20 protein-coding genes are annotated in these 17111 nt (G+C 66.9%); 10 read left to right on the plus strand and 10 right to left on the minus strand.

Annotated features, from left to right (window positions below; translation table 11 throughout):
* Window positions 1-29: 29 nt before the first annotated feature.
* From AC4LGL_RS14950 to AC4LGL_RS14960, 3 genes are read right to left on the minus strand one after another with little or no spacing between them, the layout of a single operon-like run.
* A complete protein-coding gene (locus AC4LGL_RS14950; RefSeq protein WP_055120573.1) occupies window positions 30-242 on the minus strand; it encodes an exodeoxyribonuclease VII small subunit in 213 nt (70 codons plus the stop codon).
* A gap of 44 nt (window positions 243-286) precedes the next feature.
* Window positions 287-1597 (minus strand): exodeoxyribonuclease VII large subunit, encoded by a 1311-nt coding sequence (gene xseA / locus AC4LGL_RS14955; protein ID WP_491839437.1) that lies wholly within the window; start codon window positions 1595-1597, stop codon window positions 287-289.
* Window positions 1594-2175, minus strand: a complete 582-nt coding sequence (locus AC4LGL_RS14960; protein ID WP_491839438.1) for a lipid droplet-associated protein — start codon at window positions 2173-2175, stop codon at window positions 1594-1596. Before AC4LGL_RS14960 ends, xseA begins: the two co-directional genes overlap by 4 nt.
* Before the next feature lie 62 nt (window positions 2176-2237).
* Here AC4LGL_RS14960 and AC4LGL_RS14965 point away from each other — a divergent pair, with 62 nt between their 5' ends.
* Window positions 2238-3251 (plus strand): 4-hydroxy-3-methylbut-2-enyl diphosphate reductase, encoded by a 1014-nt coding sequence (locus AC4LGL_RS14965; RefSeq protein WP_055116664.1) that lies wholly within the window; start codon window positions 2238-2240, stop codon window positions 3249-3251.
* A gap of 23 nt (window positions 3252-3274) precedes the next feature.
* On the opposite strand, the gene AC4LGL_RS14970 is transcribed toward AC4LGL_RS14965, so the two are convergent.
* Window positions 3275-4474 (minus strand): DUF6542 domain-containing protein, encoded by a 1200-nt coding sequence (locus AC4LGL_RS14970; protein ID WP_491839439.1) that lies wholly within the window; start codon window positions 4472-4474, stop codon window positions 3275-3277.
* A gap of 84 nt (window positions 4475-4558) precedes the next feature.
* Here AC4LGL_RS14970 and ychF point away from each other — a divergent pair, with 84 nt between their 5' ends.
* From ychF to AC4LGL_RS14995, 5 genes are all read left to right on the plus strand, one after another.
* Entirely contained in the window at window positions 4559-5641 is a 1083-nt protein-coding gene (gene ychF / locus AC4LGL_RS14975; RefSeq protein WP_491839440.1) for a redox-regulated ATPase YchF, read from the plus strand.
* Window positions 5642-5678: 37 nt separating this feature from the next.
* Window positions 5679-6239 (plus strand): hypothetical protein, encoded by a 561-nt coding sequence (locus tag AC4LGL_RS14980; protein WP_491839441.1) that lies wholly within the window; start codon window positions 5679-5681, stop codon window positions 6237-6239.
* Complete coding sequence (locus AC4LGL_RS14985; RefSeq protein ID WP_491839467.1) at window positions 6223-6387, plus strand: DUF2716 domain-containing protein; 165 nt, start codon at window positions 6223-6225, stop codon at window positions 6385-6387. The genes AC4LGL_RS14980 and AC4LGL_RS14985 overlap by 17 nt, the downstream gene beginning before the upstream one ends.
* 134 nt (window positions 6388-6521) lie before the next feature.
* Window positions 6522-6740, plus strand: coding sequence for a type II toxin-antitoxin system VapB family antitoxin (locus AC4LGL_RS14990; protein ID WP_491839442.1), 219 nt, complete (start codon window positions 6522-6524; stop codon window positions 6738-6740).
* The gene (locus tag AC4LGL_RS14995; protein ID WP_491839443.1) at window positions 6737-7150 is read left to right on the plus strand and encodes a PIN domain-containing protein; all 414 of its coding nucleotides are present in this window, start codon (window positions 6737-6739) and stop codon (window positions 7148-7150) included. The genes AC4LGL_RS14990 and AC4LGL_RS14995 overlap by 4 nt, the downstream gene beginning before the upstream one ends.
* 35 nt (window positions 7151-7185) lie before the next feature.
* Here AC4LGL_RS14995 and AC4LGL_RS15000 read toward each other — a convergent pair whose 3' ends face one another.
* The 3 genes from AC4LGL_RS15000 to AC4LGL_RS15010 are packed head-to-tail and all read right to left on the minus strand — an operon-like array spanning window position 7186 to window position 8651.
* On the minus strand, window positions 7186-7569 hold the full coding sequence (locus tag AC4LGL_RS15000; RefSeq protein ID WP_491839444.1) for a VOC family protein: 384 nt from the start codon (window positions 7567-7569) through the stop codon (window positions 7186-7188).
* 52 nt (window positions 7570-7621) lie between these two features.
* Window positions 7622-8032 (minus strand): NAD(+)--rifampin ADP-ribosyltransferase, encoded by a 411-nt coding sequence (gene arr / locus AC4LGL_RS15005; protein WP_491839445.1) that lies wholly within the window; start codon window positions 8030-8032, stop codon window positions 7622-7624.
* Window positions 8033-8072: 40 nt separating this feature from the next.
* Entirely contained in the window at window positions 8073-8651 is a 579-nt protein-coding gene (locus AC4LGL_RS15010) for a P-loop nucleotide/nucleoside kinase family protein (protein ID WP_491839446.1), read from the minus strand.
* Window positions 8652-8758: 107 nt separating this feature from the next.
* Between AC4LGL_RS15010 and AC4LGL_RS15015 the strand changes: the two genes are divergently transcribed.
* Both AC4LGL_RS15015 and AC4LGL_RS15020 read left to right on the plus strand, forming a co-directional pair.
* Window positions 8759-9157 (plus strand): VOC family protein, encoded by a 399-nt coding sequence (locus tag AC4LGL_RS15015; protein WP_491839447.1) that lies wholly within the window; start codon window positions 8759-8761, stop codon window positions 9155-9157.
* A 28-nt stretch (window positions 9158-9185) separates the two neighbouring features.
* Window positions 9186-9932 carry a class I SAM-dependent methyltransferase gene (locus tag AC4LGL_RS15020; protein ID WP_491839448.1) on the plus strand — a complete coding sequence of 249 codons (747 nt, stop codon included), beginning with the start codon at window positions 9186-9188 and terminating at the stop codon, window positions 9930-9932.
* Window positions 9933-9957: 25 nt separating this feature from the next.
* On the opposite strand, the gene AC4LGL_RS15025 is transcribed toward AC4LGL_RS15020, so the two are convergent.
* A complete protein-coding gene (locus AC4LGL_RS15025; RefSeq protein WP_491839449.1) occupies window positions 9958-11382 on the minus strand; it encodes an aldehyde dehydrogenase family protein in 1425 nt (474 codons plus the stop codon).
* Between the two features lie 219 nt (window positions 11383-11601).
* Window positions 11602-12282 (minus strand): guanylate cyclase, encoded by a 681-nt coding sequence (locus AC4LGL_RS15030; RefSeq protein ID WP_491839468.1) that lies wholly within the window; start codon window positions 12280-12282, stop codon window positions 11602-11604.
* A 41-nt stretch (window positions 12283-12323) separates the two neighbouring features.
* Here AC4LGL_RS15030 and AC4LGL_RS15035 point away from each other — a divergent pair, with 41 nt between their 5' ends.
* Window positions 12324-12494, plus strand: a complete 171-nt coding sequence (locus AC4LGL_RS15035; protein WP_491839450.1) for a hypothetical protein — start codon at window positions 12324-12326, stop codon at window positions 12492-12494.
* A 3-nt stretch (window positions 12495-12497) separates the two neighbouring features.
* Here AC4LGL_RS15035 and AC4LGL_RS15040 read toward each other — a convergent pair whose 3' ends face one another.
* The gene (locus tag AC4LGL_RS15040; RefSeq protein ID WP_491839451.1) at window positions 12498-14162 is read right to left on the minus strand and encodes an FAD-binding protein; all 1665 of its coding nucleotides are present in this window, start codon (window positions 14160-14162) and stop codon (window positions 12498-12500) included.
* Between the two features lie 128 nt (window positions 14163-14290).
* Between AC4LGL_RS15040 and AC4LGL_RS15045 the strand changes: the two genes are divergently transcribed.
* Window positions 14291-17062: a helix-turn-helix transcriptional regulator gene (locus tag AC4LGL_RS15045; protein WP_491839452.1), complete on the plus strand. Its 2772-nt coding sequence runs from the start codon at window positions 14291-14293 to the stop codon at window positions 17060-17062.
* Window positions 17063-17111 lie beyond the last annotated feature (49 nt).

Consider the following 17111-nt stretch of genomic DNA (forward strand, 5'->3'; position numbering starts at 1 on the left):
GAGCGCGATCGGCAAAAATAGTTGCTGGATCAATCTTCTTCGGCCTCGCGTGCAGCCAGCGCCTGCTCGACGCGCTGGCGGGCTCCGGCTAAGTGTTCCTCGCACCGTTGTGCCAGCTTCTCGCCTCGCTCCCAGAGGTTGAGCGAAGCATCGAGGTCGAGCCCACCCTGCTCTAACTGCTGCACGACGGCGATCAGCTCATCGCGGGCCTCTTCATAGCCCAACTCACTAATAGGCTTAATACTCACGATGCTCACACCTTCTGTTCACTGCCGTCACTGCCGGCCTATTCACTGCCGTCACTGACGGCTGCAGCCTCATTGCCGTCGCTGACGGCGGCAGCCTCATTGCCGTCGCTGACGGCGGCAGCCTCATTGCCGTCGCTGACGGCGGTGATCACTCCGTCCGACACCCGGACCCGCAGACGGGTGCCTTCCGGTGCGTCCGACACCGAACGCAGCACCGTCGGCTCACCCGACGCCGGGACCGTCTGCACCACCGCATATCCGCGGGCCAGCGTCGCTGCCGGGCCGAGCGCGGTCAGCCGCGCAGACAGATGGCCGATGGTATCGGTCTCCGCGGCGATCAGCCGGGTGATGTCGCGTTGGGCGGTGGCCCGGGCCCGCGAGATCTCGTCGGACCGTGCGGTGAGCCCCGCCAGGGGCTGCGCGAGCACCGGGCGGCTGCGCAACTGCTCCAGGTGATGCTGCTCGCGGTGCACCCAGTTACGGAGCGCGCGGGCGCTGCGCCGGTGCAGATCCGTGATCAGCGCCTGTTCGGCGGCGGCGTCGGGAACGATCCGCTTGGCCGCGTCGGTCGGGGTGGCCGCGCGGAGGTCGGCGACGAGATCGGACAGGGGAGCGTCGGGCTCGTGGCCGATCGCGCTGACCACCGGGGTGCGGCAGGCGACGATGGCGCGGCACAGCGTCTCGTCGGAGAACGGCAGCAGGTCCTCGACGCTGCCGCCGCCGCGCGCGAGGACGATGACGTCGACGTCGGGATCGGCGTCCAGCGCCGCCAGCGCGTCCACGATCTGGGGAACGGCATTGGGTCCCTGGACGATCGTGTTGCGGATCGCGAAACGCACCGCGGGCCAGCGGGTGGTGGCGACCGTCGTCACGTCCCGTTCGGCGGCTGACGCGCGTCCGGTGATCAGGCCGATGGTGTTGGGCAGGAACGGGATCGGCCGTTTGAGGCGGGGGTCGAACAGTCCTTCGGCCTCCAGCAGCCGACGCAACCGCTCGATCCGGGCCAGCAGCTCACCGATACCGACCGCACGAATCTCGCTGACCCGCAACGAGAATGTGCCCCGACCGGTGTAGAAGTTGGGCTTGCCGCAGATGATCACCTGGGTGCCCTCGGACAGCTTGACCGGCGCATTGCGCACCAGATCGCGCGGGCACGTCAGGGTCAGGGACATGTCCGCGGCCGGATCCCGCAGCACCATGAAGACGGTTTTGGAGTCCGGCCGGATCTTGAGCTCGGTCAGCTGCCCTTCGACCCACACCGTGCCGAGTCGGTCGATCCATTTGGCGACGCGGGTCGCCACGGCCCGCACCGGCCAGGGGTTCTCCGGTGACTGGCCCGGTTCGGTCACTTCGCGGTCGCGCGGGTGATCCTGTTGGCGAGCAACGTGACGAACGGTGCGCGGGCCCGGCCGGCCTCCTCATAGGCCAGCAGCGCTTCGAGGTCGGCCACGCGCAACGACGTCAACCGGGCCCGAAGCTGAGCCAGCGTCAGCGCGTCGTAGCCGAGCTCGCCCGCGATGTCAGGCGCCGCCCCTGTGCCGGCGGCACGTGCGGACTTGCCGTTCGTCCCAGCTGCGGCCTCGGGCTCCCCGGTGCTGTACAGCGCGAACCGCCCCTCGGTACGCCGGTCGCCGTCGGTGGCCTCTGCGTCGTCTACCGTCGCGCCGTCGAGGTCGGAGTCGAGATCCTCGTCGAAGGTGGCCCACTCGGGCTGCTCGTCCTTGGGCGGAAACAGCTGTTCGAGCGTTTCATCGCCCTTGACCACCAGCTCGGCAAGGTTCTGCTGGACGTGCATGACGATGTTGGCCGCCTGGCTGGCCACCGTCATGGGGTACGTCAGGATGGTTTGGGGCAGCTTGCGAGTTTCCTCGATCGCGGTCGCAGCCGCGCCCACCAGCAGCCGGACCCCGTACGGTGCAGTTCCCATGTGCACAGACTAGCCACAGCCACGGCTGGCTCCGTTGCATTGTCGCCCCGTACCCTGGAGCCATGCCGCCGACAATCAACATGGGTATCCCGGGTGCCACGAGCTCGGTGAGGTCAGGCGGCGGTTCGCAAGCCTCTGGCAAGCGAGTCCTGCTGGCCGAACCGCGCGGATACTGTGCCGGGGTCGACCGCGCCGTCGAGACCGTCGAGCGCGCCCTGGAGAAGCACGGCGCACCCGTCTATGTGCGCCACGAGATCGTGCACAACGTGCACGTCGTCGAAACGCTGGCCAAGGCCGGCGCGGTGTTCGTCGACGAGACCGACGAGGTGCCCGAAGGGGCGATCGTGGTGTTCTCGGCACACGGCGTCGCGCCGACCGTGCACGTCGAGGCCGCCGCCCGCAATCTCCGGACGATCGACGCCACCTGCCCGCTGGTCACCAAGGTGCACAACGAGGCCAAGCGGTTCGCCCGCGACGACTACGACATCCTGCTCGTCGGTCACACCGGCCATGAGGAGGTCGTCGGCACCGCGGGTGAGGCACCCGACCACGTCCAGGTCGTCGACAATCCGGACGCGGTGGACCAGGTGACAGTGCGTGACCCGAACAAGGTCATCTGGCTGTCGCAGACCACGCTGAGCGTCGACGAGACCATGGAGACGGTGCGCCGGCTCCGTGAGAAGTTCCCGACGTTGCAGGATCCGCCGAGCGACGACATCTGCTACGCGACGCAGAACCGTCAGGTTGCCGTCAAGGCGATGGCGCCCGAGTGTGAGCTCGTGATCGTGGTCGGCTCGCGTAACTCGTCGAACTCGGTGCGGCTGGTCGAGGTGGCCCTCGGCGCCGGATCCGACGCCGCCCACTTGGTCGACTACGCCGAAGACATCGACCCGACCTGGCTGGAGGGCGTCACCACGGTGGGCGTCACCTCCGGTGCATCGGTGCCCGAGGTGCTCGTGCGCGGTGTGCTCGAGCGGCTCGCCGAATATGGTTACGGCACTGTGCAGCCCGTGACCACCGCCAACGAGACGTTGGTGTTCGCGTTGCCGCGTGAGATCCGCCCGCCGCGCGCCTGATCCCGGACCCGGCTGACCCGCCTTCAGTCGTCGTATTCCCAGGAGTGACGTCCTCGGGCTGCCGTGCCCTTCGTCGAGCGCGGTCGCGTCCGGTGTCCTACGCGGTGATCCTCGTCGTCGGCACCGCGGTACCGCACCCGCGACACCGGGTGGTGCGTCGAACGGCCCGAACCGTTGGGCTGATTCGGCTGCTCGAATGATTCCTCGAACGGCTGATAGTCGTCGAATCGGCGACGCTGCCGCTGCGGGCGCTCACGCGGGGCCTCGAATGCGCCGGCCTCGCGCCGCTCGGGCGGTGGTTGCTTGCGCGGTTCACGCGGCTGGGTGCGCACCCGCCGGCGCGGCTCACCCGCCCCGGGCTCGGCCGAACGTGGGGGCCTGGGGCGCCGTGGCCGCTCGGGAATCGCACCGTCGGGTTGGTTGCCGAGATCGCCGACGGCCGCACGGTCGGGGCGGGGGCGAGGCGGCGCCGTGCGTTTGGTGGGCCTGCGCTCGCCTCGGGGGCGCCCGGCGCCTGCTCCGGCCGCCGCTGCAGCCCCTGCGCCGGATTCGGCACCGGCGGGACGTCGCCGTGGCGGTCGTTCGGAGGGACGACGTCGCGGCGGGACATCAGCGGCGGGATCATGCTCGGCGGTCCGGTCCCGGCGCGTAGACGCCGTGGCGGGTTTGCGGAGAACCAGCCCGGAAAGTTTTGTTGTGACGGATGACACAATTCCCGAGACGGGCGTCGCCATGGCTGTTTTCGGCGTTGCGGAGCCGGCCGCTTCGTCGGCGCCGGCGTCCTTGCGTGATGTCAGGCCGACATACCACCGGCCGAGGCCGATCAGCAGCACTGTGGCCGAGAGGAACAGCATCAGCGGGAAGCGTTCGATCAGGGGATATCCGCAGTTGATGGCCAAGTCTTTGGCGCCCTGCAGCTCGCCCCCGTGGAACAGGAAATAGGACCCGGGCACGGCGACGAACAGGATCAGTGGGGGCTGGATCACCGCGGTGAACAGACCGGCCTGCTGAACGGCCAGAACGGCCGCGATGCACCCGAGGGAATAACAGATCGCGAAGACCGAACTGAGCTCCCGGTTGCCTGCACCGGCATCGAAGGCAAAGCCGATCGCGGTAGCCGTGACCGCCAAAAGGACAGCTCCCCACCACGGCACACCGGCGAATCGCGGGTGTACAGAGCGATGGTCAGCCGGCACTGCCGACTGTGCGCGCTGTCCTGACACACGTTGACCGTACCGGCTCTGTCTGGCCGCGTGCTGCCAGCTCGCGCTGGCGTGCCGGTCACACGGGCCTAGACTCTCTTCTCTGTGAGCCTGAACCTGGGAATCGTCGGTTTGCCGAACGTCGGAAAATCGACTCTGTTCAATGCCCTGACGCGTAACGACGTGTTGGCGGCCAACTACCCGTTTGCGACCATCGAGCCCAATGAGGGCGTGGTGCCGTTGCCCGACCCTCGGCTCGACAAGCTCGCCGAGATCTTCGGCTCGGAGAAGACCGTGCCGGCCCCGGTGACGTTCGTCGACATCGCCGGCATCGTCAAGGGCGCGTCCGAAGGTGCGGGCCTCGGCAACAAGTTCCTCGCCAACATCCGTGAGTGCGATGCCATCTGTCAGGTGGTGCGGGTGTTCGCCGACGACGACGTGGTGCACGTCGACGGGCGGGTGGACCCGCGCTCGGACATCGAGGTGATCGAGACCGAGCTGATCCTGGCCGACATGCAGACGCTGGAGAAGGCGGTGCCGCGCCTGGAGAAGGAAGCCCGCAACAACAAGGAACGCAAGCCGGTGCTGGACGCGGCGGTCGCGGCGCAGGAAGTTTTTAATGACGGCAAGACTCTTTTTTCCGTGTCCTCGTCGGCCCAGGACTGGTCGATCCTGCGCGAGCTGAACCTGATGACGACCAAGCCGTTCCTGTACGTGTTCAACGCCGACGAGTCGGTGCTCACCGATGCCGAGAAGCAGGCCGAGCTGCGGGCACTGGTGGCCCCGGCCGACGCGGTGTTCCTGGACGCCAAGATCGAATCAGAGCTGATCGAGCTCGACGACGAGTCCGCCCAAGAGCTGCTGGAGTCGATCGGGCAGACCGAGCGTGGCCTGGATGCGTTGGCCCGCGCCGGTTTCCACACCCTGCGACTGCAGACGTATCTGACGGCGGGGCCGAAGGAATCGCGCGCCTGGACCATCCACCAGGGCGACACCGCGCCCAAGGCCGCCGGCGTGATCCACACCGACTTCGAGAAGGGCTTCATCAAGGCCGAGGTGGTCTCGTTCGACGATCTCGTCGAGGCCGGGTCGATGGCCGCGGCCAAGGCCGCCGGCAAGGTCCGTATGGAAGGCAAGGACTACGTGATGGTCGACGGGGACGTCGTGGAGTTCCGCTTCAACGTGTAGCGCGGCGTCGTCAGGTGCTACGCATACCGTCTTTGGCATGAGTGAGTGGGAAGCATTCGTCTGCTGCACCTGCTATCGCGACGGCCGAGCCACGGAGCCGCCATGCTCGCACGATGAATTGATGATCAACCACCACGGCATCGTGACGCTGAAGCGAAGTAAGAATCCGGGTCAAGACCCAGATGACCTGTGGAACTGGCGCGTCGGCGACCGCGACGATCTCACGGGACGCGCCTGTGTTCACCCGTGGATGCATCTCGTCGATGAGATCTTCTATTGGCCCGGTAGCTTCTCTCATTCCGCTAGCTATCCCACAGTCGAGCGCTTGGTAGGCGGCTCCGACTATCCCAACCTCAATGAGGCGATTCACTCACCACCGCAGTGCGAATACGCATCCGGTGGTATATGGCTCACCGCAGCTCAAGCCGCCGACACACTTGCGGAGTTGACGAGCCTCCGCGCGAAGTCGTCGCGCGATCTCGATGTTGCCGACGTGCATTTCCTGGAGGTTTTGGCGCGGCTCTTGATCGCGGCGACGGGAACTGGCAATCCCATCATCAACCACTACAACGGCGTCGGTGATGACTCGGGTTGGTGAACTGCCGCGGCAGGTCATTTCGAATGTCATTCCGGCCATACCCGTGTATCCCGACGGTGATTACTACGTGCACATGACCTCGGACCTTCGCTGGGGAACGTTCGGACACCCTGGCAGCAGACCCAGACGATCTGGGGTGACGAACTGATCGCCAGTCTCAGCACTGAACTCCTCACTTGGCTCCCGCGACATCGGCAGAGCCCGGCCTAAAGCTGCGCGCCGCGACGACAGCGACCAGCCGCGCTATATAATCATTCATATAGCGAGCTAGGGGAGTGCATCATGGCTGTCACCAGCGTGGACCTTGATCCGGAACTGATAGAGCGTGCCAGGGCTCTCACGGGCGAGCGATCGAACCGAGCCGTTCTGGATCTTGCATTACGCCGGCTCATCGCGTCGAAACAGAAGGGCGCAATGATCGACGGCATCGCGGGATTGGCCGACCTCGCCACCGAGTTGGGTGCGCCCGTGATCTCGCCGGACGTGACCGAGACCTCGTGACGGACTACCTCGTCGACAACTCGGTCTGGGCAAGGTTGGCCATCGGAGACGAGGCAATCGCTGCGCGACTGCGGCGCATCGAGCGAGCGCCTGCCGACTTGTTCGTCACATGTCCGCCGCAGGTACTCGAGTTCTGCCACAGCGCTCGCACGCCCGAGGAGCACGCGCACTATCGCGAGCAGATCTCGCTCGGCTTCCCGCTCGAGCGGGCGCCCGACGAATCGATGGTGCTCGAAATTCAAAGCGCCCTATGGAATTCAGGCCTCGTTCGGGCGGCCGGTTCACTCGACATCCTCATTGCCGGATATGCCATTCTGAATGATGCGACTGTGCTGGCCGCAGACCACGACTTCGACCACATCGCCAGGGTCGTCGAGTTACGCCACGAGTACATCGCACCTTCGTCGTGACGTTGTTTGGCGCTGAAACGTCGTGCAGTCGCGCTTCAACGGGTAGGGGCGGCTCTGTCGAAGTGCTGCACCAGGCAGAACTCATGCCCCTCGGGATCCAGCATGTTCAGCACAACCCCCTCGTCGTAGTCGTGCCGGACGCCGGAGAAGCGTCCACCCAGCTCCTCGACCTGAAGACGTCCGGCGTCGATGTCATCGACCTCGACGTCCAGGTGGATGCGTACCTTTCCGGCTTTCGGTTCGGCTACGCGCTGGAAGGTGAGGCGGGGAAACCGTCCCGCGCGCGAGCCCACAGTCGCCCAGGCCGGATCATCTCCGTGTTCGCTCGACGCTGCAATGCCGAGCACTGCGGCCCAAAAGGTCGACATCCGAATGGGATCGGCGCAATCGATGGTTACTCCGGACCAACGGTTGGCCATCGTCTCTCCCGGTGTTCTCGGCACGGATTTCCGCGTTTACGTTTTGTCGGTCCTAGTTGATGATCTCGCCGCGGCCCTCGGTATGGATCGCGGCGAGTCGGTCCCGCCACATCTGAAGGGCTTCGGGTGTCAATCGGGTCCAGTCGATGACCTCGCCGACGATGCGGAGCGGCTCCCTGGTCCGGTAGGACCGGGTGGGATTGCCGGGGAACTTCTTGTCGGTGACGTTGGGATCGTTCTCGAACTCCCCGGTCGGTTCCACGGCGTAGACCCGCGGGATCCCGTCGCCCGCAGCGAGTTCGGCAGCGAGGCCTGCGCCGTCGCGCAACGCGGTGAAGTAGATGTGGTTCATCACGATTTCGGGCCGGTAGTTGGAACGGAACCCGGCGGTGAGGTGATCGCCCACCCGCAGGTCGGCCTTGGTGCCGTGAAAGAACGGCCCGTCATCCGAAACCTCGTCCATCTCGACAGGTTACAAACAAGCCAGGGATGCCGAACGCTCTTCACATTCGGGGCTCGGCCTGCGGATCGAACGCGGCTTCGCGTGCACTGTGAACCGCGGTGACGACGGCCGCGGCCGCGGCCTCCACTCCCGACGCAGTATCGACGCGAAGAACTTCGCGGTCCCACGGCTCGTAGATCCGGTCCTCGACCTGTTGCCACGTCGGCACGGTCAATCCATCGATGTCTGAGGTCCGGGTATCGACGCGTCTGCGGTGCAGGCTCCGATCACTGCAGATCACCTCGACGTCAAGAAGTGTGGCTCGCGCGGTCCGTGCAGCCTCAGCCCAGGCTCGTCTGGTGATGCCGAGCGGATTCACGCTGTCGGCCACGACGTCGTGCCCCGCGATCAGGAAATCGGAAGCGATCGCATAGGCGATCCGATAGCCGGCATCGGGGACCGCGTCCCAACCGCCGGCCCGGTCGATGAATCCCGACGCCGTCATGGCCGCTTCGATCGTGTCGAGGCGAATATGCACTGCGCCGATCTCAGCGCTCACGCGCTGTGCCACCGTGGTCTTGCCGACGCCAGGGAGTCCCGACAGCACGACGAGAACCGGTGTGCGCTTCCGGGTGGTCACGGCACCTGATGCTACGTCCGGTTTGTCGGAGTGCGTGTCTAGCATGCTGCGGTACCGGCCGCCGAGCGGTCCGGTGCAGTGACGGTGAACCCTCAGGAGTTGTTGACATGAAGTTTCTTTCGACCCGCATCATCACGGCCGACGTCCAGCGGCTCGCGTCGTTCTACGAGTTGGTCACCGGGGTCAGGGCGGTCTGGGGCAACGAACTCTTCGCCGAGATACCGACGCCGGTCGGCACGCTGGCGATCGGCAGCGAGAAGACCGTTCCGCTGTTCGGGCAGGGTTCTGCCGAGCCTGCGGCCAACCGAAGTGCGATCTTCGAGTTCATCGTCGACGACGTGGATGCCGAGTACGCGCGGTTGGCCGGTCAGTTGGACGACGTCGTCACCGAGCCCACGACCATGCCGTGGGGTAACCGCGCGCTGATGTTCCGGGATCCCGACGGCAATCTCGTCAACCTGTTCACGCCGGTCACCGATGCCGCACGCGCCAAATTCGGGCTGTGACTCGGCGATGCCGACGTAGCATTTCGAGGTGAGCTTCGAGGTTCCGCCGGACGCCTATGCGCGATTCATGGGCCGCTACGCCGAGCCTCTTGCGAAGGTCTTTGCGGCGTTTTCCGGGGTGAGCGCCGGCGACAACGTACTCGACGTGGGATGTGGGCCGGGTGCGCTGACAGCGCATCTGCTGTCGGTCGGAGCCCGGGTCGCGGCGATCGATCCCTCACCGCCGTTCATCGACGCGCTCCGTGCGCGCTTCCCGGATGTCGACGTGCGCCAGGGTACGGCAGAAGAATTGCCCTATGGCACGGCTGCCTTCGATGCCGCCCTCGCCCAGTTGGTTGTGCACTTCATGACAGATCCGGTAGTCGGCATCGGGCAGATGGCCCGCGTCACGCGGCGTGGCGGAATCGTCGCAGCATGCGTGTGGGACGGGCCGACCGGTGCACTGGCACCCTTCTGGGAGGCCGTTCACCTGATCAATCCTGACGTTGAGGATGAAGCACTACTTTCCGGTGCTCACCGAGGGCATCTGACCGAGATATTCGAAGCCGCCGGGCTGCGTGATGTGGAAGAGCGTCCGATTGCCGCCGATGTGGTGCATCCGACGTTCGAGGAGTGGTGGGAGCCATACACATTCGGTGTCGGCCCGGCTGGTGACTATGTTCAGGGCCTCGACGACGCCGGTCGTGCGCATCTCGAATCGGTGGCTCGCGAACATCTCGGCAGTGGCTCCTTCACCGTCACCGCCACCGCGTGGGCCGCGCGCGGGACAGTCTGACCGGAGCCGGTGACGCTCTAATCGGTCAGAACAGCTTGCGCGCCAGCTTCCAGGCCTGGTCGCTGTAGGGCGGGTACAGCATCTTGGACAGGTCGGGCCGCGTGGGCTTGGTGAGCACCGTCTTGGCATGGCTGAACTCCTGGAAGCCCCAACGCCCGTGGTAGGCACCCATCCCGGAGTTGCCCACGCCGCCGAACGGCAGCCGGGTGGTCGACGCCTGGAATGCCACATGATTGATGAGCATTCCGCCTGCCGACACCTCGGACACCACACGATTGCGGACCGCGCGGGATCGGCTGAAGAGGTACGCGGCAAGTGGTTTCGGCCGGGAGTTCACGAAATCGATGGCGTCGTCAACGGAATCGACGGTCACCACCGGCAGGATCGGCCCGAAGATCTCCTCGGTCATCAGCGGTTCTGAAGGGGAGGGATTGAGCACCACGGTCGGCTCGACCGTGAGCGACGAGTGGTCGAGCCCGCCTCCGAAGACGATCTCCCCGCGGGTATCGATCAGATACTCACTCAGCCGCTCAAGATGATCGAGGTTCAAGACCCGCATGCCTTTTGACTGGTTCACCTGCTGACGGACCCAGCCATCACACAGTCGGTCGACGAATCGCTCGGCGACGTCGCGGTGAGCGAGCACATAGTCAGGGGCGACGCACACCTGGCCGGAGTTGATGAGCTTGGTCCACGCGATCCGGGCGGCGGCGACATCGACGTCGCAGTCGTCGGCGAGGATCACCGGGCTCTTGCCGCCCAATTCCAGAGTGACGGGTGTCAGATGTCGTGCTGCCGCGGCCAGAATCTTGCGGCCGGTCTCGGCGCCACCGGTGAACAAGATGCGGTCGAATTCCTGCTCGAGCAACAGCTCACTGGTCGAGCGTGCGCCTTCGACCACGGCCACGGCATCGTGATCGAGATAGCGCGGCACAAGGTCGGCCAGCAGTCGTGATGTTCGCGGTGCGAACTCAGAAGGCTTGATCAGCACGGTGTTTCCGGCCGAGATGGCACCGATGGCGGGGCCGAGCGTCAGCAGGTAGGGCAGGTTCCACGTCCCGATGATCAGGACGGTTCCGTAGGGTTCGTACTCGACCCAGCCCCGCCCGGGCCACTGGGGCAGTTCGAGCATCCTCCGGTCGCGGCGCATCCAACGCTTGACATGCTTTGCGGCGTAACGGGCTTCGGCCACCGTGCCTGCGATATCGGTCAACCAGGATTCGAAGGGCGCCCGACCGAGATCTGCCGACAGCGCTTCGATGATCTCCGTCTCGTTGTCGATCATCAGGTCCGCGAGCCGATGCAGCTGATCTGCTCGCCAGTGCGCCGATCGCGTCCGGTCGCTACGGAAGGTCGCTCGCAGGGTCTTGATGATTCGACTGATGTCGACCTCGGTCGCCTCGTCATCGACCGCTGCGTCGTTGCCGTTCCTGGATGTTGTTCCCGTCATCGCTGCCCCCGGTGAGTGAATATGTATTCACATATATTCTCGACGGTGTGTTCTATTTCCATCATCAGACCTGATAGAGACCCGTATCTATCAAGAATGGACATTAACATAATGCCGCGTGCGGGGGAACCGTGTGCAGGCCGGGCGCCACTCTTGACCGATTGATCCGGGCGGGCTCGTTGATCCGAGGAATCGACTACCCGTCGGGCCATGTCGGTCTCAGTCGACGATTACCGAGACTTCGTCACCCAGTCGGTAGCCCACGGCCAGGGGCAATTGATCGCCGCTCCAGAACGAGCCGGGATCGAACCAGTTGTAATGCTTCTCGGTGGTCAGCAGGCCCATCTCCTCGTAGGCGATGGCCACGGTTTCGGCGCAGTAGGCGGTCTCCAGCCCGACCTGGCGGCTGCGCGCCTTCTTGCGGTCGGCTGACTCGCGAACCTTCTTGTGCACAAAGGGAATTCCGCGGGTGAAGTCGCTGACGATCGGTACCCGCCCGCGCAGCCAGCGTCCGGTCAGTCGCGCGGTGGTGGGGAAGGCGGTGCCGTTCATCCGGGCGATCACCTTGAGCAGCTGGTCTTCCTGCTCGCGCGACGCGAAGGGGGTGAGCTGACGCAACCAGCAGCGTTGCCCGTAGCTGTGCGCCCATCGTTCGACGACTTCGCGGGCATCGTTGAGTTGCACCCCGCGGTGGTTGGTGCCGGTCCATACGTCGAGCATCTTGTCGCCGAGTTCGGCGTGCCAGATCAGCGGAGGCAGGTCATCGATGGCCACCGTCATCCCGACGTGGTTGACCGGGCTGTTGGTGAGGGTCTGGATCGCCCGGTCTGGTCCGGAGCCGCCGCGGAACAGCCAGATGTCACCGGTCCGAGTCTCCTCGAGCGCCTTGGTCAACGACACGGTGTTCGCTTTCACATGCGCAGCTTATGCACACTGGGTGCATGCGAAGCATGTGGAAGTGGGCGGGACTGGCCGGTGTCGCCGGGGTCGTGGCGGGCGGCGTCATGGTGGCGCGTGATCAGCGCCGCCGAAATGCCTACACCCCGCAGGATATTCGCGAGCGTCTGCACCAGCGATTGGCCGAGGCCGAGCACGGCGAGCCGAAGCGCTGAGTCCTACTGCATCAACTCGGCAATGTCGGTAGGGATCGGTGCGACCGGCTCGCGGCGCACGCCGTGGTGCGGTGACCACACCAGGTTCACCTGCAGCGCCGGGTCGAGATCGGGGTAGTCGGAACGGATGTGACAGCCCCGGGTCTCGCGTCGTTCCAGCGCGCACTCGAGCGTGGCACGGGCAGAAAGCACTGCAGACCGGAGGTCGAAGGCGTGTGCCAGGTCCGCGAAGCCGCTGATGTCGGTGTGCACACCCACGTCGGCCATGCGTGCCTCGATCTCCCCGAGCGCTGCCAATCCGGAGAGCAGGCCGGCCTCGTCTCGGACCACTCCGGCGTGCTCGGTCATCAGGTTGCGGACCACACGCTGCAACCCGCGGATGTTCTCGCTGCCATCGGCGGCCAGCAGTCGGTCGACTCGCGCCTCAGCTTCACGGACCGCCGCCAGTGACCGACGCTGGGCGGTGAGCCGCGCCGAGTAGTCGGCTGCGGCTTGCCCGGTCAGCCGGCCGTAGACCATCACCGCGATCAAGGAGTTTCCGTCCAGCAGGCCTGCGCCGTGCAAGCCGGTGGTGGCTTCGCCGGTGACGAACAGCCCGTCGATCTCGGTGCCGTGGTCCTGGGGCCGGTCAGCGATCCCGCCCAACGAGTAGTGCGCGATCGGGGCCACCTCGATCGGGTCCCGGGTGACGTCGCGCCCCTGGAGCTCCAACACGGTCTGGTAGACCTGCGGCAGTCGGGTCATGACCTTCTCGGCAGGCAGATGCGACAGGTCCAGCCAGACCCCGCCGGTCCGGGTGCCGCGCCCCGCCTTGATCTCGGCGTAGGACGCCATCGCGACCCGGTCCCGACCGGCGCGCTCCAGGTGCTCGGGGTCGTAGCGGGTCATGAACCGTTCGCCGACGGTGTTCAGTAGTAAACCGCCCTCTTCGCACACCGAATCGCTGATCAGCGTCCCTGCCACGTTCTCGGGACCGAGTAAGCCGAACGGCCGGAACTGCACCAGCTCGGCGTCCCGCAACCGGGCGCCCGCCTCGACGGCGAGGCGAAACGAGTCGCCGGTGTTCTCGTCCCGGCGGGCCGATGTCCGGCGCCAGATCCGGGTGTGGCCACCTGTCGCCAGGACGACCGCGTCGGCGTGCACGAGATACCGTGCGCCGTCGACGAGATCGAAGCCGTAGGCGCCGAAGACCGCTCCGTCGTTCACCAGGATCTGAGTCACATAAACCGTCGGGAGGGTCGGGATCCCGAGCCGGACCGCGTGTTCGCGCAGGACGCGTTGCACCTCGCCGGCGTCGGCCTTGCGCCGGTACGGGTGGGTCCCGGCGGCCCGGCCTGCGTCGGGTCGCTCGACGCGCATGCCGAAGCGCTCCAGGTCATGGATGCCTTGGGTGGCGCCCTGGGCGACCCGCTGCACGGTGCGAGGATCGGCCAGTAGGCGGCTTTCCAGCAGAGTGTCGGCCGCGTGTTGTTCCCAGCCGTCGGCGGTGTCCAGCGCCGCGTTGATCCCACTGAGGGTCAGACCGGTGTGATCGTCATCCGGTGTGTGCTTGCCCACTGCCGTGACCGCCACCCCGGCCTCGGCGAGTTCGATGGCCACTCGCAGCCCGGCGGCCCCGACCCCCACCACCAGGACAGATGTGGCGAGCTGATGTTCGCGGGGTGACATGGAATCTCCTGGGGCAGACGGCCGGTTATAAGTACCGACCGGGCGGCGTCACGGTTTGTGACAATCCCGGTAGATTTCTCGCCAGCCGTGCACACCCGTGCCGCCCAGCCCTGCCAGGAGCCGTACGCATGAGTGCCAGCCCGTTGCCCAACCTGGTTGGCAGGCAACGCGAGTGCACCCAGCTGACCGAGCTGCTCAGCGGTCTGCGCCGCGGTGAGTCCGGGGTAGCGGTGATCCGGGGCGAGGCCGGTATCGGGAAATCGGTGCTTTTGGAGTACGTGGCGGCCCAGGCCGCGGGGATGACCGTGACCACCGCCCGCGGGATCGAGGCGGACATGGAGCTGGCCTATGCCGGCCTGCACCAACTCTGCGCATCGTTTCTCAGCACGATCGATGCGCTGCCCGAGCCGCAGCGGGATGCGCTGCGGGTCGCCTTCGGATTGGCGGCGGGGGACCCGCCGGATCGGTTCCTGGTCGGCTTGGCGGTGTTGACCCTGCTCACCCGGGCCTCGGAGGCCAAGCCCGTACTGGTCATCGTCGACGACGCCCAGTGGCTCGATCAGGTGTCGGTGCTGACGTTGGAGTTCGTGGCACGCCGGCTGCTGGCCGAGGCGGTCGCGATGGTGTACTCCGTGCGCGATCCGGAGGGCCACGCGGTGCTCAGGAATCTACCCGAGCTGCGGCTCGGCGGGCTGGATCCAGCGGCGGCGAGCGAGCTGTTGGAGGGCGCCGTGGAGGGGCGGCTGGAGGAGCGGGTACGGGATCGGCTGGTAGCCGAGACCTCCGGCAATCCGCTGGCACTGCTCGAGCTCTACCGCGGCCGCAGTGCCGCCGAGCTCGCCTACGGCGTCGAGACGGGGACCGCGACAATTCGTGAATCGGTGTCGAGCCGCGTCGAACAGGACTTCGCCGACCGCATCCAGATGCTGCCTGCGCAGACCCGAACGCTGCTGTTGATCGCGGCAGCAGAGCCGATCGGGGAGGCGCGGCTACTGGTGCGCGCGGCGGACGCGATGAACATCGCGCCCGATGCCGCGCCCGCGAAGGCGGCCGGTCTGATCGAATTCGGTGAGTCCGTCCGGTTCCGCCACCCGCTGGTGCGCTCGGCGGTGTACCGGCACGCCGATCCCGAGCAGCGCCGGGCCGTGCACCGGGCGCTGGCGGCCGTCACCGACCCGGTACTCGATCCGGACCGGTGTGCCTGGCACGCGGCAGAGGCGGCCGACGGGCCCGACGAGGAGGTTGCGGCGGGTTTGGACCACGCGGCAGGCCGGGCGCGGCAGCGCGGTGGCATGGCGGCCGAGGCGGTTCTGCTGGAACGCGCCACCGAGTTGACCCCGGACCTCTGGCGGCGCGGGCGACGGGCGCTCGCCGCCGCCGAGGCCCATTTCTCGGCCGCCTCCCCGGATCGTGCCACCGAGTTGGCGACCATGGCCAGCTTGTGCCCACTCGACCCGCTGGACCAGGCCCGGCTGGCGCGTCTGCGGGCCCGAATCCTGTTCGGCCGCAGTCGTAGTGACGAAGCTGCGCCGTTGCTGCTCGACGCCGCCGCGCAATTCGCGGCCGCTGGCTCACCGCTGGCCCGCGAGACGTACCTGGAGGCGATCAGCGCAACGGTCTTCGCCGGCCGGGTCCACGGCGCGGCCGGTGCCAAGGCCGCGGCAGTCGCCGCCCGGGCTTCCGGCGCTCCGCCGTCGAACTCCGCGGCCGCGGACCTGTTGCTCGACGGTGTTGCCACCCTGTTGGCCGACGGTTATGAGACCGGCGTGCCTGCGTTGCGCCGGGCCTTCGAGCCCTTCGCGCAGGAGGAACTGCACAGCCGCGAGGCGACGATGCGATGGCTGCTGCTGGTGCCGGTCGCGCTGGAATCGTTCATCCACTACGGGTGGGATCTGCCCGCGTGGGACTCCTTCGCCACCCGTGCCGTGCGGCTCGCGCGTGACATCGGTGCGCTCGGGGTGTTGCCGCCGGCGCTGATCTACCTGGGCGGCGTCTACATCCACCATGGCGACTTCGCCACGGCGGCCCGCATGATCGACGAGGCCGACGCGATCTCCGCGGCGACCGGACAAACCCCTCACGCCTATGCCTCGCTGGTGCTGGCCGCATGGCGCGGTGAGGAAGAGGGCGCCGCGGGCCCGATCGCCGAGGCCAAAGCCCGTGCTGCCCAACACGGCGAGGTCTCCCTGCTAGGGGTCGCCGGCTACATCCAGGGATTGCTCTACAACGGCCTGGCCCGATACGACGAGGCACTCGCGGTCGCCCAGGCGGGCATCGAGCACGACGGCTACAACTTCACCGGCTTGTCGTTGGTCGAGCATGTCGAAGCTGCGGTGCGGTGCGGTGAGCTCGAGGCGGCTCGGTCATCGCTGGACCGTCTGGTCGAACTGACCCGCGCGGCCGGTTCCGGCTGGGCCCGCGGCATCAGCGCGCGCAGCCGCGCCCTGCTCACCGACGGTGACGAGGCGGACGCGCTGTACAGCACGGCCATCGAGGAACTTGCCCGCGACCGCGTGGTGGTCGAGGTGGCACGCACCCACCTGCTGTACGGCGAATGGTTGCGCCGGAACCGTCGGCGGGCACTGGCGCGGGAGCACCTCCGCACCGCACACCAGATGTTCGATGGCATGGGAGCCACGGCGTTCGCCGAACGGGCGCGGCGCGAACTGCTGGCCACCGGTGAGCACGTGCGAAGCCGGGAAACCGGGCCGACGACCAGTCTGACCCCGCAGGAGGCACAGATCGCCGCGTTGGCCGCCGCTGGAATGACCAACCCGAAGATCGGCGCGGAACTCTTCCTCAGCCCACACACCGTGGAATGGCACCTGCGCAAGGTGTACGCGAAGCTCGGCATCAGCTCCCGCCGCGAGCTGCCGGGTGCCCTGGCGCCGTCGGCCTAGCCCCGGTACGTAGCGGGCCCGCGTAGTCCGTGGTGCACACCCCACGGAC

Source organism: Mycolicibacterium arcueilense, from assembly GCF_058536225.1.